Source organism: Croceicoccus mobilis (genome assembly GCF_001661965.1).
In the GTDB taxonomy this organism is placed as follows: Bacteria; Pseudomonadota; Alphaproteobacteria; order Sphingomonadales; family Sphingomonadaceae; genus Croceicoccus; species Croceicoccus mobilis.
Window position 1 is genome coordinate 272,932 of record NZ_LYWZ01000028.1, and the last position, 17,482, is coordinate 290,413.

Below are 17,482 nucleotides of genomic sequence, written 5' to 3' on the forward strand. Positions count from 1 at the left end.
GTGCATCCTGCGTTTCGAGGGGGTGCATCAATGACTGGGTATTCGATCATACACATTCTTGGCGGTCTGCGTTGAAGTGGACGCTGATCTCGCAGGGTGGAGCGGCAGACCAAACGCTGGGTAAGGCCTTAGCCGGTTCCAGTGCGGCGGGAAATTTCGACCGTCTGGATGTCGCCGTTGCGTACGCCACTTTACCCGGCGTGAAAGCGCTCGCCTTGGCGGTGGGTGGCATCCCGCAAGTATCAAGATGGGTAGTCGGTCTAGACGACGCGATCAGCCAGCCAGAAGCGCTGGAATACATAGAGCAGTTGCCCGGTAGCGAACTGCGTGTTGTGAAGCTTACACCATCACGCAGATTTCACCCCAAGATGTACCTCCTTTGGTCTTCGAGCGAAAAGAGCAATGCTGCTGCCGCCATTGGCTCGGGAAACATGACGGTAAACGGTCTCCGCAAGAATGGGGAAGTTGCCGTGATACTGACCGCCGAGGCCGCAAAGGAAGCCAACGCCCTTAAGAAGCAATGGCGGGAGATGTGGAACTTGGGTCACTCTCTCACCGTCCAGGAGCTTTCTGACTACAAGGAACTGTTCAAAAAGGCGAAGAAGCAACGAAAGAAGGTTGCTGACATCGGAGCCGCTCCACCTGAACCTGATCCCCACGAGGCTGTAGGCGAAGAACCTACGTTTGACGGCAGTCCAAAAAGCGCAACTATCGCTTGGCTCGAAGTCGGTAGCGCAAATGCTGGCGGGCGAGACCTTGAGTTCCCAAAGGCAATGATGCCCTACTTTGCGTTGAGTGCTTCACCGGAAAAGAGAAGGTTCGTCACTGTTGATGGACAGGAGCACGCGCTCGTTTTCACGAAACGGGTGCGGAACGACATGTGGCGCCTGATGCTCAATTCCGCGTCCATTCAATCCGCAGTCAACCGAACAACAACGAGGCCTGCATCAGGAGCGAACCGTTCCGATCTTGCAATCGTTTTCCGGAAACTTCCTGGAACTAAGAAATTCAATATGCAGTTGCTCAAAATCACGAGCCAAGAATTCAAAAATATTGTTAAACAATCGAAGGGCATTGATGCCCAGTTTGTGACGAGGAATGGGCCCAGCGGGCGACGATTCGGCTATATTTGATCCGTACTATTCGTTTGCCGTGCGACGGATTTCTGCAAGCGAGAGCAGGGCATCATAAATCCGGTCCAGATCGATATCTAGTCGGAAGGCATTGAGCACCGCCTGGTCGAATTCACGACGATCTACCTGTTCCAGCTCATCGGCAATCTCAAGAATATCGCGCGAAGTAAGAGGCGTGAACGCCGCTTTGATCGCTTCAATGCCTGCCGTGTCGAGTTCCCCCGGATCGAGGCAGTGCATGTAATTTTCAATGCGATCCTTGTTCAAGTCCAAGGCACCCAAGCCTCTCCCGAACCCCATACCTTCGATTAGGAACATTGATATCGTGCTGTTGAGCAACGCATGCATCAAATCGATGTCGATCTCGCGAACTGGGTCAAGCCGCACCAAACGCTGATCTGCGAATGCCGGCGGATCAACACGACCGACAAACAGACGGTCACCATAAGCAATAAACATCACCAAATCGGTCAGCGTGTCCGCGCGCATCTCATACCAATGCATGCCATTCCGGCTCAACTTGGCAATGTTTTCGGGCGTCTCGAATCGCTTGATCCAAGCTAGTGCTCCCTTGTGCCCCAGAGCTTCAAGTTCCGCCTTGGATCGGGAACAAGAAAAGGCCACCTTTGCGGCGGGACTTGTCAGTCGGGCGAAATCGCTCGGTCCTTTTGCTAGCGGTTTGACATATTCCGCCTCGATGCCATGCCCAGCATCAGGGTAGAAAAGCGCATTCATTCCCCGACGTTCTCCACGCCGGATTGCGAAGTGATCGGTCAGCGGGCTCAGCGGTAGGTCTAGAACCCAATCACAGTCGACGAATTGCGCGTTCCCGCCTAATCCGAATTGCCGATACCGGGCGAGGTCAGCGTGACTGACTTCGCGAATGGTCATCGTGTCATTCTGCGTCTGACCTAGTTCAATTTGAGCCGCTGCGATCTCAACCGCTTCCTCATCGGCAAGCTCTTCTAGCGGTCGGGTCAAGACCACGTACTTAACATTGCCGCTGGGCGTTGACGGATCAGCCTTCTTGTCGAGAATCAGTATGTTGGTAACAACCTCGCTGTTCTGAAACCAGCGCCCAGCGCCAGACGTGATCACGCATTTGAGATCATAGTAGCGTCCCAGTAGCGAGTAGAAATCGTCGCCCCAATCCGTACCAAGCCATGCATTGGTAATGATGATCCCAAGGCGCCCATTGTCATTCAAAAGCGGATGCAATGCGAACGGCAAATATGCTGAAACGTCTGCGCGTCGCGTGAACCGTTCGCCGCCTTCGCCGAGGCTTGCCGCCACGCGGTCAAGGGCATTCCCATATTGCTTTCGTCCGGCCTGCGCCACGAAAGGCAAGTTGCTAGTAATGGCGTCAAACTGACCAACGCGCTCGGCAAAGACATTGCCGTTGGTGGGATTCCGGAAGTCGAGATCGGTTTCGCGTTCCAGGGAAAAAGCGTCCCTTTGGAATATGCGTAGCGGCTGATGCATCAGGCTTGCTTTTGCCAACGCGAAGGTCGCGATCTGCACTGCTTGTGGATCTTGGTCGCCTGCGAAAACCGTCGAAGCCACTCCGTCGGGATCGACACCGGCCGATAACTTCTGTTCAATTGCGGCGCGCGCAATCGTCCCGCTTCCGCAGCACGGATCGAGAACCCGGTCCTCCACTGTGTTCCGAATGCAGAGGCTCGTCAGGAGGCGCGCGAGCTCGATTGGTGTGGGATATTGTCCGCGAAGTTTGCGAACGGCCACCTCGACGGTGGCTTCTAGTACTCCGGAGAGCTGACCCTGGTCGACCGAACCAACCCGTAGGTCAGACAGCAGTTTGTGGAACTGCAAGAGTTGGTCCCAGACCGGCGTGGGCACTAGATTGAGCCCTAGGCTATCCGAAAATATCGTCCAGAAATTGCAGTCCTCGGACAATTGCCGGAATAGGTCGAGAGCTTCGCGAGGAGTGGTGTCTTCATCAATCGCAGCAACTCGCCGAGCGCGCACATCCTTCTCTCTGAGAATGTGTCCGAATAGAATTTTCCCAATCCAATTGGATATAACTGCTTGCGCTAAGACCTGCTCTTTCGAGCCCTCACCATACTCGGCCCGGTATCGGTCCCACCACAATGTCATCTCGGCTCGGAGTCGAGAATCTCGGCGCGCGGCATCCGTCAGCGCCTGCGCGACCAACCCCGCATTTTCCATAATTAGAGATGTTACGCCACCGCTGCGATAAGCGTCGATAAACTGTCGACCTTCGAGCGACCCACGGTCAAAAAGGTCATTCAGGTGCCCGAAAATTTTCTCAGCTAGGGCTTCCCACCGCCCTCGGCTGCTTGCCACGCTAGCGCGGGTCTTGATGTCCGAAAGTTCATCCCAACGCTCTGCTGTTTCAAACTCGTCGGTCTCATCGTTGCGGGTGTAAAGCCGCGCATGCGACACGTTCCAAAGCAGAAAACTATCTAGGCCGAGAGCTCGCGCCTTGGTCTCCGCGTTATCGCGGAAATCGAAATCGTCGATGCTCGTATCGGGCATCTTCAATTCCCAACCCTGCAGTATCCGCGCGGTTGAACGATCGCCGAAAAGTAGGACATCGGGGAAAAGGCTACCCCCTTCCGCCTTGACGGTTTGCTCACCGCCTGCGTCTTTGATCGAACGATTATCGCGGGCGGCGAGCAACTTCATATGGCCGATCAAATCAATCGCCCATGACCGCTCATTGTAGCTAGCAGAGGGACCACTCACGCGGTTAGCTTCTCTGAGTCTCTAATGACCGCATCAACATCAACCATACCCCGACGGTTTGGCTGACCAGCTCGCGCCGCAGGTTGAAGTGCCGAATACAAGGGCGGTGCGGGGGTCTTGGCTTTGATGGCTGCTTCAACCTCTGCAAGCCGCTCCTTGGCGACCTTAATGTAGTCAATTTGCTTTTCCTTGAAGAGGTGGACCTCCTCGTTCTTTTCGATTCCGATGAAACGCCGCCCCTCAAGCGCTGCGGCGACCAAAAAGCTTCCGCTTCCGAACGCGTTGTCCAAGACAACGTCACCCGGCCCAGTGAACATCCGTATCAGGTATCGACCCAATGCAACGGGCTTCTGCGTGGGGTGCCACACTCGGCCGCCCGCTTCGCTTTCAGCTGTCTTGCAGTAGAGCGTATCGGTCGGAAACCGCTCGCCATCACTCTTCACCTGGACAGGCTTAAAGTCCCCATAGCTTCCGGTATACTGCGCTTTGCGGGTCCCCTTATCGTACGGTTCACCCTTCGACATGACAGGCCTATAATTTGGTTGCCTGCCGTAGAAAATGCAGATGTCCTCGTGTTGCCGAAGGGGCTGCCGACGAGCATTGAGAAAGTTGGTCGGCTTGCTTTTTACCCACACGAATTTGTACTTGAACCACGCCTCATTGCTCAGCATCAGTCGCGCTGTGAAGATACCCTGGGATGACAACGCGATCACGCCTTTCGGCTTGATGATCCTTCGATATTGAGACCAAAGCTCGTCCAACGGAATGACGCTGTCCCACTTATTCTGCGTGGTCCCATATGGTAGATCGCAAAGGATCAGATCGACTGACTGATCGGGCAAGTCAGCCATCACCTTGAGGCAATCACCTTCGTGTATGTCGCCGCCGAGATACTTCATCCTTTGGGTTTTCCATGGAATGAGTTGCCCGTTCCCGCGGTCGCGAGAAGAGGTACTTCTTTCCGCTCTTGAGACGCTAGGAACTCCACGATTGCTTGCCTTCCGACCCAAGCAATTGAGCGGTCGGCTCTCGCGGCAACGTCAACGAGAGCTTCATAATCTTCGTCCTCAAGATTGACCGTGACTCGATTTTTGGCTGCCATCGTCGTTCCCCTTTTGCAGCACCTTGCAGCACACTGAGGCACTTTGCAATAGGCGGGAACAGAAAGGGAACATATACGCCATATTTCTCTAGAGCAATACCGGAAAAGGTGGGTTGGATCAGCAGGCAGAGGCCGGCCTGCTGGTGATGGCTATTTGGTCCCCATTCCGGAACAAATCAGGAAAAATCCGACCCGGACGTGTCCCATTCCGCAAACTTATTCGGCGCTCAATTGCCGCGCCGCGCTTCGCGATCCGGTTGAAACAAAAAGCATTTTTCGACGGTGAAGTCGGGCGAACTTCCTGGTCACTCACGCGCACTTGAGAATGGGCTTGACCCAGCACACCGTACGCAGCGGGTGCTGCAATGCAAGGCGTGGAATTGCTTCGCGAATTCACGAAAATTCGCCGATACCATCTTCCGTGCCGGATGCGGCCCAGTTGCTCGCTCGTCCGTGCCGAGTCGGCACAGATCCGTTTAATCTGCTGAAAAGCTGTGTGAATTTTCCGTTTTCCTACACCCCATGCTGCGGCCTAGAGTGGCACTTGCCTTTCGAAGGGTGAGCCAGGTTCTTTGAACACAAGGAACTTGGAAAAATGCAAAGACACCACCGGTTCGTGACCTATGTCACGCCCCTGATCGCCGAATGGATCAGGAAACAAGCCGACGAGCGCAGGGTCAGCGCGAGTATCGTTGTTTGCGATTGCATCTTCGATGCCTGGCAGCGCGCGACCGAAGCTGATCTGAGGACGCCGGCGACCGATCCGGTGCGCCAGAACATCTTCATCACGGTCGCATTGGATGCGCTGCTTACGCATCATCCCGACAGCACACTGCGCGACAGAACGGTCGCAGCCTACCAGCGCCGGCTGGAGCGCCTCGGTATCGTTGCACCCCGACCCATGGGAGGCGATGATGAAGCATAATCTCGTCAACTTCACCCGCGGCAGCCAGCTCCTCGGGCATTTCGGCTTCATGTTTGCCGCGGGCCTCAAGGGACCCCTGATCGTGACACTCCTGGTCGTTCTCGGGCTGGTCTATTGGGACGTAAGCAGCGCGCTAGATGACTACCAGGTCTACCTCCTGTGGATGCATGCCTATGCCTCTGGCTATGCCTTCATGGAGTTCGATCCGGACAAGCTTGTGAACCTCAAGCTGGCCGATGGTAGCCTCGTCGCATTTCCCATTTCCGTGGTCACCGATTACCCGCCGATGCGCGAAGCGGTCGCGCTTTTCCGGAGTGCGGTGATCAGCGCCTTGTGGCTTGCAGGGTTCATTCTTGCGCCGCTCTGCGCGCTTTTCTGGTGGGTTGCCGAACGCTTCGGCGAGAAGTCGAAACAAAAGAAGCATGTGCGCGGAGCCGAGCTCGCTACCTTGCGCGACCTTAGCCGCGAGATCGCTGCGCACAACCGCGATGCCCGTTCCCGCGAATATGGCGATGCTTTGGGCTGGCGCTGGCGTCTGGCCGGGTCGGCTTCGCTGCGGAATGCGGGCTTCTATTCACCCGCGCATCTCGCTGGTGTCAGCTGGCCATGGCGGCTTGAGCAGAGTCATGCGATGCTTGTTGGCACAACCGGGACAGGCAAGACCGTTGTCCTAACTGAACTCACCAGGGAGATCCGCGAACGGGGCGAACGCGCGGTCATTTTCGACCTTACCGGGGCCTTTGTCGAAACCTTCTACGATCCCGAGCGCGATGTTATCCTCAACCCGCTCGACGCGCGCTGTCCCGCCTGGAGCGTCTTCAACGATTGCTCCACGCGTGCCGAATTTCATGCCGCAGCAGAGTCGCTCGTCCCGCATGATGGGGGCGGCGCCGAACAGTTCTGGGTGCTCGCCGCGCGCACGCTGTTCGTCGAGACCTGTCTAAAGCTCGCCGAAGCAGGGCGGGGCACCAACGCCGCGCTGGCCCACGAACTCATGAACGCCGATCTCTCCGATCTGCACCGTCTCGTCGAAGATACCATGGCCGGTCCCATCAGCACGCCGAGCGCGGCGCGCATGGCGGAATCGGTGCGTGCAGTGTTCAATGTCAATGCCAAGGCGCTCCAGATGCTGCCCGAAGACGGGAAGCCCTTTTCGGTCCGCGAGTGGATCAATGGGGCAGGAGGACCGGGCTCGATCCTGTTCCTGTCTGCCCGCTACATCGACATGAGCGTGCTCTCGCAGTTGCTCACGCTGTGGCTCGATACCGCGATCAATACGCTGATGGCGGGCCAGCGCTCGCGGGACATCAGGCTCTGGTTCCTGATCGACGAACTGGGCGCCCTGCATCGTCTCCCTTCACTCGAAAAGGGCCTCCAGACCGCGCGCAATTTCGGGGGCGCGATCGTCACCGGGATTCATGCCTTTGCCAAGCTCAAGGATGTCTACGGTGAGAACATGGCGATGACCCTCTCCTCGCTTGCCCGCACCAAGCTGATCCTTGGCACAGCAGATCGCGAGACCGCCACCTGGTGTTCCGATATCATCGGCCACCGCGAGGTTCGCGAGATGGAGGAAGGTTACAGCTACGGCTACAACAATGCGCGTGACGCGGTGAGCCTGACGCCCCGGCGCCAGGTCGTTCCGTTGCTGCTTCCTGACGAGCTGATGAAGCTCAAGAACCTTCATGGTTTCATCAAGTTTCCCGAAGGATTTCCGGCGGCACCCGTGGTTCTCGCACCGCGCAACTGGCCTCGGGTAGCCGAAGGCTTCATTCCCCGCGATATGCCGAAGCCACCGCCGCAGACCCGGCACTCTGATGGTAAAGATGGAGCAGGGGGCGGTGCCGGAGCAGCCTCTGAAACAGGCGACAATGATGGTGATCCTCGCCGGATGAGGGACGCGCACGATCGCTCCGACAGCGCTGAAAAGAAAGCCGACAAGGAAGACAAAAAAGAACTGCGCCGGACCCGTCGCAGCAACAAGGGCGATCAGGCTCGACCGGACCAGACAAGCAAGCGTCGCGATCCGAATGCGCGAGGGAAAAAGGCGACATCGGACCCTCAGCGGCCGGCTCAATCCGAACTCCCTCTGTCTTCGAAAGCTGAGGAGCACCGCGGCATGGAGCAACGGGCTGTGCCTTCCGCCAGATCCGATATTCCCGATCCCGCAGCGCATCAGCGAGCACAGGTCGCGCGCGGCAAGGCCGACCAGAGGCTCCAGGAAGAGCAGCAGAAGTCGCTGCTTGGCGGTGCAGCGAAGCAGGGTCGCGATGCCGATCAGGGGCAGGACCATGGTCACGATTACGGGGACTTCGATCCGGATATGTGACGCTCAACCGGGGAGGGGACGAGGGCCAAGAGAAAGTGATCCCAGCCCATGCTTTCCGTCGCCAATGTCCGCTCGCCTTCGGCGGCGGCGAGCTACTTCGCATCGGACAATTACTACGCGAGCGCCGATGCCGACCGCTCGGGCCAGTGGGTGGGCGAGGGTGCAAAGCGCCTTGGTCTCGATGGCAAGGTCGAGGCCCAAGCGTTCGATGCGTTGCTGCGCGGCGAGCTGCCCGACGGCAGCAACGTCGGCAATCCCGGACAGGTACACCGTCCGGGTACAGACCTCACCTTCTCCGTCCCCAAGAGCTGGTCGCTGCTGGCACTTGTGGGGAACGACGAGCGGATCATCGCCGCCTACCGCGAAGCCGTCCTCGAAGCGCTGGACTGGGCTGAGAAGAATGCGGCCGAGACCCGGATGGTGGAGAAAGGCAAGATCGTAACGCAGGCCACCGGGAACCTTGCGATCGGCCTGTTCCAGCACGACACCAACCGCAACCAGGAGCCGAACCTCCATTTCCACGCGGTCATCGCCAATGTCACGCAAGGCAAGGACGGGAAGTGGCGTACGCTCAAGAATGACCGGCTCTGGCAGCTCAACACCACGCTCAATACTATCGCGATGGCGCGCTTCCGTGTCGCGGTCGAAAAGCTCGGCTATGAGCCGGGACCGACCCTCAAGCACGGCAATTTCGAGGCGCGCGGTATCACCCGCGAACAGGTCATGGCGTTCTCGAGCCGCCGCCAGGAAGTGCTCGATGCGCGGCGCGGTCCTGGTCTTGAAGCAGGCCGCATCGCCGCGCTCGATACGCGCGCCAGCAAGGACACGATCGAGGACCGCGAAACCTTGGGCAAGCTCTGGAGCGAAACCGCGAAATCGATCGGGTTGGACCTCGCGCCCTTGGTCGAGCGGGCCCGGACCCGTACACTGAAACAGTCGATCGAAACTGGCAGGTTCGGCTCGCTTGTCGAGCGCGGGCGCGCATGGCTGGGACGCTTCGCCGCGCATGTCAGGGGCGATCCGGCTGATCCGCTTGTGCCCAAGTCGGTCCTCAGACAGGACCGTGAGACGATCGCAGCGGCACAGGCCGTCGCTTCGGCGGTGCGTCATCTTTCGCAGCGCGAGGCTGCCTTCGAGCGCACCGCGCTCTACAAGGCTGCGCTCGATTTCGGGTTGCCAGCGACGATTGCTGATATCGAGAAACGGACCCGCGCCTTGGTGCGCTCTGGCGAGCTCATAGCAGGGATGGGAGAGCACAAGGGCTGGCTCGCCTCGCGTGACGAGGTGCTGACCGAGCAGCGGATCGTGTCCGAGGTTGCCGCCGGCAAGGGTGCGAGCTCATCTGCAGTTGAGCCGAAAAGCGCGACTGATCGTGTCCAGGCCGCTGCAATGACAGGGCAGGGGTTCCGTCTCAACGAGGGTCAGCTCGGGGCGGCGAAGCTGATCCTGACGTCCGAGGATCGAACGATCGCGGTCCAGGGAATTGCAGGGGCCGGCAAAAGCAGTGTTTTGAAGCCCGTCGCCGCGGTGTTGCGCGACGAGGGCCGCCCGGTCATCGGGCTCGCGATCCAGAACACGCTCGTCCAGATGCTCGAACGCGACACCGGTATAGCCTCGCAGACGCTGGCCCGGTTCCTTGGTGGCTGGAACAAGCTGCTCGACGATCCCGGTAACGCGGTGCTGCGTTTGGAGGCAAAGGCAGCGCTGAAGGACCATGTGCTCGTGCTCGACGAAGCATCGATGGTCTCGAACGAGGACAAGGAAAAGCTCGCCCGCCTTGCCAATCTGGCTGGCGTTCACCGCCTGGTCCTGATGGGGGACCGCAAGCAGCTCGGCGCAGTCGATGCGGGCAAACCTTTCGCGCTCCTGCAGCGGACGGGTATGGCAAGCGCTGAAATGGCGACCAACCTGCGCGCCCGCGACCCTGTCGTTCGCGAGGCGCAGGCAGCAGCGCAGGCGGGTGATGTGCGCACGGCGCTGCGTCACCTGCAGCCGCACACGGTCGAGGGCAGGGGCGATGGCGCGCTGGTCGCTGCTGAGACCTGGTTAGCGCTCGACAAGGACGCCCGTGCGCGGACATCGATCTACGCCTCGGGCCGTGCAATCCGCTCAGCGGTCAATGCTGCTGTCCAGCAAGGACTTCTCGCCAATGGCGAGATCGGTCCGGGCAAGGCCGAGCTCGGAGTGCTGGACCGCGTCAACGCGACCCGCGAGGAGCTGCGACATCTCTCGGCCTATCAGCCTGGCCGGGTTCTCGAGGTCTCGAGAAAGCAACAGGCCCTGGGACTGTCAGCGGGCGAGTATCGTGTCCTGGGACAGGACCGGAAGGGCAGGCAGGTCGAAGTTGCGGACAAGCGCGGCAAGCGGTTCCGGTTCGATCCCGCGCGGATCAGGGCAGGGAAGGGCGACCAGAATCTGACCTTGCATGAGCCGAGGAAGCTCGAGATCCATAAAGGCGACCGGATCCGATGGACCCGCAACGATCATCGCCGCGGCCTCTTCAATGCCGACCAGGCCAGGGTGGTTGCCGTTGTTGGCGGGAAGGTCACTTTCGAAACTTCCAAGGGAGACCAAGTCGAGCTCAAAAAGGACGATCCGATGCTGAAGCGGATCGATCTTGCCTATGCGCTCAACGCCCACATGGCGCAGGGTCTGACATCCGATCGCGGCATAGCCGTCATGGACAGCCGCGAGCGCAACCTGTCGAACCAGAAGACGTTCCTGGTGACGATCACGAGGCTTCGCGATCACCTGACACTGGTCGTCGACAGTTCGGACAGGCTCGGAGCAGCCGTGGCACGCAACAAAGGCGAGAAGGCCTCGGCCCTCGAGGTCACCGCACAGGTGGTTGCGACAGAAAAGAATAACGGCGAACTTGATCGGCCAAAACCGGAAGAGGCCAACAAGGCCGAAAAGGAACTCGCCCGAAGCAAGAGCAAGACGCTGGATTTCGGGATTTGAAGGGCCGCTATGTGCCAGATTTTCTGACGAATTGGGCCCGGCAGCTGATCCGTGTGGTGCTTACACGCGAACGGCCGGATTTCGGAACCGCTCTCAGATCGCAAGAGTCTTGCGATGCCTCTCAATCGCGCTTCGCACGTCATCGGGGAAGGGCAGGTGTCCGCTTTCGCTGCTCCAGGCGTCGTCGAACTGTGCAACGACATCCTTCGCTGTCGCGGTGATCAGCTTGGCAGGCAGCCTTGCCTTGTCGGCGATCGCTTCGAGTTCATCATAGGTGTAGGACGCCCACTCGCGCGAGCTATGAAACTTGAGCGCAGCATCGTCGCCTGGGATATAGGCGAGCGTCGAAAGCAGGTCATAGGCAGGTGCCAGCAGCGCGTTGCGCCGGTCCGGATAAATCAATGACCAGTTCTTGAGGTGCATGTCGCCATTGCCGATCAGCACCGAGTAGGTGAGCCGGCGGACGAATTCGACCACGCTTTGTTCGTCGGTCTCGATCGCCAGGACACTGAGAATCTGGCGGTAGCTCGCATTCTCGTATTTATCGTCTGCAAAGACACCGAACACCTGGGCGAAGTCTTCGGTGTGCACGGGTCCCTCTTCCCCCCGGTCGAAGCGCCGGATGGCAAAAGCGGATTTTCCGTAGCGGGTGATGCCTTCGGGTATGCCATCGATCTGATCGAGAGGCACAAGGTCGATTTCAGGTACGTCGATCCCGATCTTTGCTGCCAGTTTCATCGCTGCGAATTCAGCCTCGGGCACGTCCGGATGTCTCGCAGAGGGCAGCTTGACGATCCAGTCGCCGCCGCTGCCTGTGACTGGGATCGTCAGTCCGCCATTCTTGCCCTGGGCTTTGATAGCCGAGAATTTGAGTTGCACGCCGGCAAGCGAGAAGCGCAGCGCGCGCTCTGCCTGCTTCCCCGCCGCTTCTTCATCTAGCTCGTCGGCCTCCGTTTCCTCGGCATCGACGGCGACGGCGCGCACTGCGCCGGGAAGATCGTGTCCGAGCTGTGTGAGAAGGTGGTACTCGCGCACGGCTTTCACGCCCGCGCGGCGGGCCAGATAGTCGCGAAGCGTGCCTTCGGGAAGGAGGTTGGAGAAGAACGGCTCGATTTTCGTTCGATAGCTGCGTGTGTCCGCAATGATTTCGCCGTTCGCGTCCTTGTAGGCCAGCGACAGCGTCGGCCGCTCCTGGTCGGAAAGGTAGACTTCGTCGAATGTGAAGATGCTCGCATCTCCATCGAGGCGCGCAATGGTTCCAACGCGCGTCTTACCCAGAAAGATATCGAGAGCCGCTGCGTCGATCATGTGGCGTCGTCCTCAAGCCGGTAAGCAGGCCGTCTGCGGGCACTACCTCGATCGATTGCGTGAACCTGCAGGTTTCTGACGTGTTGGAGTGCCCGTGTGGATGCCGCGACCTGTTGGGCGAGTTTCTTCCTTCCCTCTTGCTGCTCAAGCGCCCAGCCGAGATCCTGGAGATGCTTTTTCAGATGAGCGACGGGCTGCAAGGCTTGCTCGATGGCTTTGAGCGTTTCGGGAGTGAAATTAACGGCCTGGATATCCTTAAGTGCGCTTTGAAGCTCGGTCACTTCGGTGACGCTCGGATAGCTCTCCCGTACTCGCTCGGCGAACCGGTTGGTTTCGGCAATCGTTGCGAGCGTTCGGCTTGTCTCGCTTCTTTCGCGCTGTGATCGCAAAACGCCTTCGATCGCCGGTACGGTCTTTCGAGGCACAAGCTTCAGCTCGAGGTCGAGCGCGCGCGCTATTTCGACAAGGCTGGAAATCTGTAGGTCTACATTGCCACCTTCGATTTTGGAGATATGGCTTTGAGGCAAGCCCACCCGCTCACCCAGCTCTTTCTGGGTAAAGCCTTTTGCTATCCGAGCCGCTTTGATGCTTGCGGCGATGTCTTCGATTGCCGTACTCATAAATAGGTTTCTGCATATGCTGATCGACTGTTATATATTTTAGCATATACGATCATCCGTGAGAATAGCAAGGAAAATATGCAAAGACATATATGGTCGGCTTTACATATGTCATTGCATATCCTAGACGGAGATTGGCGGGCATAAAGCGGGAGCAGTCGTCACTTCGCAGAACCTTTTTCGGATTTTTTCTCCCGATCCTTTGATGACAGAGCTTTCGCCCAGAGGCCTGCCGATCAGTCAGGAGCGCCAACGGCGGCAATGCGCCCCATTTTCTGCCGTTCTGCTTGAGCGCATCGGGTCCCAAAAGCTGCCGCTGAGAGCATGCCGCTATGTGCTCGAGGTCAGCAGGCGCGCTCGTCCGTCGTAAATATGAAAGCGTATCCAGCCATCTCGTCGAGTGGTGATGACGCGGCGCAGCGTCCCGTTGTGTTCGATGCCGCGTGCACGGTGCCGATATAGCGCGATGGTTTCTTGCGTTGCGTGCTGGATACCGCAGTCCGAGACCACAAAGATGTCTGGTTGTAGACCGGTCCATTCGAACAACTCGGGACAGTACCCATTGTAGCGACCGTGGTGCGACGCCACAAAGACGTTAATGTCGTGCATTTCTCGGCGAAAGTCAGATCGATCAAGAAGGCGCAGCCAACCTTCCCTCTCCATGTCACCGCCGTACAATATCGAGAAGCCCGGTATGCCTAGCCGGCCCGGCCAGCGCATCACCAGCACCAGGCTGAGGTTGTTCTCGTCTTCGAAATCGTAAGGATAACTGTTCCAGAATATCCTGCATGTCATCCCATCGAAGGCGGCAAGTGAACCCGCTGGCTGGTTGAAATGCATTGTCATGTCGACGAGCGATGCGATGCCGGCGCCCATGCCCCCAGATGCCTTTAATCGGTAGAGTTCGTTGCCCGAGACTGTTGGGTTGCGGGTGAGGCAGCCAATGTCGACGGTCTCCAGCAGCCGAGGTAAATCGCTAGCATGGTCTTCGTCGCAGTTGGTAATTACAAGTTCGTCGAGCCAACGGACTCCACGACGAGCCAACATTTCAGAAGGTCGCCAACCCGTACCTCCATTGTGCCCACAGTCGATCAACATGTGCGCGCCGGAGTCGCTTGAGATCAACGAACATTGGCCATGCGCGACGTTGAAGATTTCAAGGGTCGCCACCGCTGCTGTTCCTGACGGGATCGCCGACTGCCTGTTCGCGCGACGACCAGTATTGCTTGACCAGTGCCCGGGTTACTTGTTCACCGCGTTTGGAGAGACGGTCGATCCATTCCTCGGGCATGGCTGAAAAGTCGGTCGGATAATCTGCAACGTCCTCCGCGGTGACGAGATCGGCCGGGGCGTGAGTGAGCAGGCTGTCCTTCTGATCGATATAGGGGAGAAGGAATGTCTCGATTTCCCCTCCACGCTGGAGATCATAGAGCCGGTTCATGGCGAAGTTCTGAGCGCGTGCATGAACACTTTCGAAAGCGGCTTTTAGCCTTGAGACCATAAATGCAGGGCGCGCGGCGTGTTTGAGCCCATACCCAGCGCGGCACGCGATAATGCGCGGATAGTCCGCGACGTGAAGACTGATGGTTGGGTCTCGCCCGGGCCAAAGCGGCGCGAGGGCGAGGTTGTCATACACGCCCCCGTCCGTGAGGATCACTCGGTGGCATTCGGCGACATCGTTCTTGGTGAACGTGAGCACTTCGTCTAGCGGCGGTAGCGCCGCCGGATAGGCGGCCGACGCTGAGACCGCGTGCGCGATCTCCATGTCTTCGGGCGCTGCAGAGCCGAAGTGCCACGATCCGACGGCATCGGCCGCGAAGTAGAACGCCGATTTGGTCTGAAGCTCGCAAGCGACGATGATGAGCTTCGGTCGATTGAGAACGGCGGAGCAATATTCGACCACGGTAGCGGCGGGATAGTCCTGCTGCGGGCGGCGTAAAAGTCGTCCACCTTGAAGCCTTTCTGCCGAGTCAGGGAGGTGTGGGGATCTACAGCGTGGAACTTTATCTTCAGGTCCGTCTGGCTTGCGCGGATGGCATGAGCCAACGGGCGGCGGCGAAGCGTTTCAATGTGTCGCGCGAAACGGTACGCAAGATGCTGTCGTTTTCATCGCCGCCGGGTTACCGGCGCCAGTCCGTACCGCAGCGCCCGAAGCTGGACGGGTTTGTGGCGATCATTGATGGATGGCTTGAGGGTGACCGCAGTGTCCCGCGCAAGCAACGCCATACGGCGAAGCGGGTATTCGACCGTTTGCGCACCGAGCATGGTTTCACCGGCGGCTATACGATCATCAAGGATTACATCCGGGAGCGCGAACAGCGCAGCCGGGAGATGTTCGTGCCGCTGGCGCACCCTGCGGGAGATGCGCAGGCCGATTTCGGGGAAGCGCTGGTGGAGATCGGCGGGGTGGAGCAGAAGGCCTACTTCTTCGCGCTCGATCTGCCGCACAGTGATGCCTGCTATGTGCGGGCCTATCCGGCGGCGGTGGCGGAGGCCTGGGTGGACGGACACGTGCATGCCTTCGCGTTTTTCGGCGCGGTACCGCGCTCGATCGTCTATGACAACGATCGCTGCCTTGTGACGAAGATCCTGCCCGACGGCACGCGGCAGCGTGCCACGCTGTTCAGCGCTTTCCTGTCACATTACGTGATCCGCGACCGCTATGCTCGCCCGGGCAAGGGGAACGAGAAAGGCAATGTGGAGGGGCTGGTAGGCTATTGCCGGCGCAACTTCATGGTGCCGATCCCGAAGTTCCCGACCTGGGAGGCGTTCAACCTGTGGCTGGAGGAGCAATGCCGCAAGCGCCAGCAGGACAAGGTGCGCGGGCAGAGCGAGACGATCGGTGAGCGGCTGCAGCGCGATCTCGCGGCCATGCAGCCTCTGCCCGCTACACCCTTCGAGGCCTGCGATCAGAAAGGCGGGAGGGTCTCCTCGCAATCCCTGGTGCGCTACAGGACCAACGATTATTCGGTTCCGGTGGCCTGGGGCCATCAGGAGGTCTGGATCAGGGCCTATGTCGATGAGGTGGTGATCGGCTGCCGCAGCGAAGTCATCGCCCGTCATCCTCGTTGCTATGCCCGCGAGGAGGTTGTCTTCGACCCGCTCCATTATCTCCCGCTGATCGAGCAGAAGATCAACGCATTCGACCAGGCTGCGCCTTTGCAGGGCTGGGACCTGCCCGAAGCGTTCACGACACTGCAGCGGTTGATGGAAGGGCGCATGCACAAACATGGCAGGCGCGAATATGTGCAGGTACTGCGCCTGCTGGAAACGTTCACCCTCGCCGATCTCCAGGCGGCGGTCGAACAGGCCATCGATCTTGGCGCCATCGGCTTCGATGCCGTCAAGCACCTCGTCCTGTGCCGGATCGAACGCGTACCGCCCAGGCTGGACCTGGACGTCTATCCCTTCCTGCCACGCACCACGGTCGAGAAGACCTTTGCCAGAGCCTATCTGAGCCTGCTCTCCGACCGGCAGGAGGCCGCATGAGCGATCAGGCCCCGGAGATCCTTCTCGCTCACCATCTCAAGGCGCTCAAGCTGCCTACGTGCCTGCGTGAGCATCACAAGCTCGCGCGGCAATGTGCCGCTGAAGGCGTCGATCATATCCGCTTCCTCGCCCGCCTCGTCGAGATGGAAATGATCGACAGGGAGCGTCGCATGGTCGAGCGGCGCATCAAGGCCGCGCGCTTCCCCGCCGTCAAAAGCCTCGACAGCTTCGACTTCGCCGCCATCCCCAGGCTCAACAAGATGCAGGTGCTCGAGATGGCGCGCTGCGAGTGGATCGAGCGGCGTGAGAACGCCATCGCTCTGGGGCCATCAGGCACCGGAAAGACGCACGTAGCGTTGGGGCTCGGACTGGCAGCATGCCAGAAAGGACTGTCGGTGGGCTTCACCACCGCGGCAGCGCTGGTCAGCGAAATGATGGAGGCCCGCGACGAGCGCCGTCTTCTGCGCTTCCAGAAGCAGATGGCCGGATACAAGCTGCTCATCATCGACGAACTGGGCTTTGTGCCGCTCTCCAAGACCGGCGCCGAACTGTTGTTCGAGCTGATCTCCCAGCGTTACGAACGCGGCTCCACCTTCATCACCAGCAACCTGCCCTTCGACGAATGGACCGAAACCTTCGGATCTGAGCGTCTCACAGGCGCGCTCCTCGATCGCCTGACCCATCACGTCAGCATCCTCGAGATGAACGGCGAAAGCTATCGCCTCGCGCACAGCCGGGCCCGCAAGGCCAAAACCAGACCCTGAAAATTACACCAATGCCGGGGGGAGTGGCCCTCGGGCTACGCCCTCACGCCACTCCCCCCGGCATGTAACACGATGGCCTGGTTTTACGCCGCCGAATGGCCGACTTTTGCTCCGCCGTTGACAG

Annotated in this window: 13 protein-coding genes; 6 read left to right on the forward strand and 7 right to left on the reverse strand. The window is 59.2% G+C overall.

The window, feature by feature from the left end; all coding sequences use genetic code 11:
- Positions 1 to 71: 71 nt before the first annotated feature.
- Positions 72 to 1,133: a phospholipase D family protein gene (locus A9D13_RS19115; RefSeq protein WP_066777510.1), complete on the forward strand. Its 1,062-nt coding sequence runs from the start codon at positions 72 to 74 to the stop codon at positions 1,131 to 1,133.
- A 6-nt stretch (positions 1,134 to 1,139) separates the two neighbouring features.
- Here A9D13_RS19115 and A9D13_RS19120 read toward each other — a convergent pair whose 3' ends face one another.
- From A9D13_RS19120 to A9D13_RS20885, 3 genes are read right to left on the reverse strand one after another with little or no spacing between them, the layout of a single operon-like run.
- A complete protein-coding gene (locus A9D13_RS19120; protein WP_172808231.1) occupies positions 1,140 to 3,812 on the reverse strand; it encodes an N-6 DNA methylase in 2,673 nt (890 codons plus the stop codon).
- Between the two features lie 44 nt (positions 3,813 to 3,856).
- Positions 3,857 to 4,759 (reverse strand): DNA-methyltransferase, encoded by a 903-nt coding sequence (locus tag A9D13_RS19125; RefSeq protein ID WP_066777515.1) that lies wholly within the window; start codon positions 4,757 to 4,759, stop codon positions 3,857 to 3,859.
- Entirely contained in the window at positions 4,756 to 4,962 is a 207-nt protein-coding gene (locus A9D13_RS20885; RefSeq protein ID WP_172808232.1) for a ribbon-helix-helix domain-containing protein, read from the reverse strand. Before A9D13_RS20885 ends, A9D13_RS19125 begins: the two co-directional genes overlap by 4 nt.
- Positions 4,963 to 5,578: 616 nt before the next feature.
- On the opposite strand from A9D13_RS20885, the gene A9D13_RS19130 reads away from it, so the two are divergent.
- From A9D13_RS19130 to mobF, 3 genes are read left to right on the forward strand one after another with little or no spacing between them, the layout of a single operon-like run.
- Positions 5,579 to 5,887, forward strand: a complete 309-nt coding sequence (locus A9D13_RS19130; RefSeq protein WP_228275086.1) for a hypothetical protein — start codon at positions 5,579 to 5,581, stop codon at positions 5,885 to 5,887.
- A complete protein-coding gene (locus tag A9D13_RS19135; protein ID WP_066777521.1) occupies positions 5,877 to 8,216 on the forward strand; it encodes a type IV secretion system DNA-binding domain-containing protein in 2,340 nt (779 codons plus the stop codon). Before A9D13_RS19130 ends, A9D13_RS19135 begins: the two co-directional genes overlap by 11 nt.
- 48 nt (positions 8,217 to 8,264) lie before the next feature.
- Entirely contained in the window at positions 8,265 to 11,177 is a 2,913-nt protein-coding gene (gene mobF, locus A9D13_RS19140) for a MobF family relaxase (protein ID WP_066777522.1), read from the forward strand.
- A 93-nt stretch (positions 11,178 to 11,270) separates the two neighbouring features.
- Here mobF and A9D13_RS19145 read toward each other — a convergent pair whose 3' ends face one another.
- The 4 genes from A9D13_RS19145 to A9D13_RS19160 all read right to left on the reverse strand — a co-directional run bounded on the left by A9D13_RS19145 (position 11,271) and on the right by A9D13_RS19160 (position 15,008).
- Complete coding sequence (locus A9D13_RS19145; protein ID WP_066777524.1) at positions 11,271 to 12,485, reverse strand: type II toxin-antitoxin system HipA family toxin; 1,215 nt, start codon at positions 12,483 to 12,485, stop codon at positions 11,271 to 11,273.
- A complete protein-coding gene (locus A9D13_RS19150; protein WP_066777527.1) occupies positions 12,482 to 13,105 on the reverse strand; it encodes a helix-turn-helix domain-containing protein in 624 nt (207 codons plus the stop codon). Before A9D13_RS19150 ends, A9D13_RS19145 begins: the two co-directional genes overlap by 4 nt.
- A gap of 330 nt (positions 13,106 to 13,435) precedes the next feature.
- On the reverse strand, positions 13,436 to 14,275 hold the full coding sequence (locus A9D13_RS19155; RefSeq protein ID WP_066777529.1) for a ComEC/Rec2 family competence protein: 840 nt from the start codon (positions 14,273 to 14,275) through the stop codon (positions 13,436 to 13,438).
- Complete coding sequence (locus tag A9D13_RS19160) at positions 14,262 to 15,008, reverse strand: patatin-like phospholipase domain-containing protein (RefSeq protein ID WP_066777537.1); 747 nt, start codon at positions 15,006 to 15,008, stop codon at positions 14,262 to 14,264. Before A9D13_RS19160 ends, A9D13_RS19155 begins: the two co-directional genes overlap by 14 nt.
- A gap of 92 nt (positions 15,009 to 15,100) precedes the next feature.
- On the opposite strand from A9D13_RS19160, the gene istA reads away from it, so the two are divergent.
- Entirely contained in the window at positions 15,101 to 16,594 is a 1,494-nt protein-coding gene (gene istA, locus A9D13_RS19165; RefSeq protein ID WP_011950768.1) for an IS21 family transposase, read from the forward strand.
- Positions 16,591 to 17,358, forward strand: coding sequence for an IS21-like element ISSsp5 family helper ATPase IstB (gene istB, locus A9D13_RS19170; RefSeq protein WP_007686288.1), 768 nt, complete (start codon positions 16,591 to 16,593; stop codon positions 17,356 to 17,358). Before istA ends, istB begins: the two co-directional genes overlap by 4 nt.
- The last annotated feature ends 124 nt before the right edge of the window (positions 17,359 to 17,482 follow it).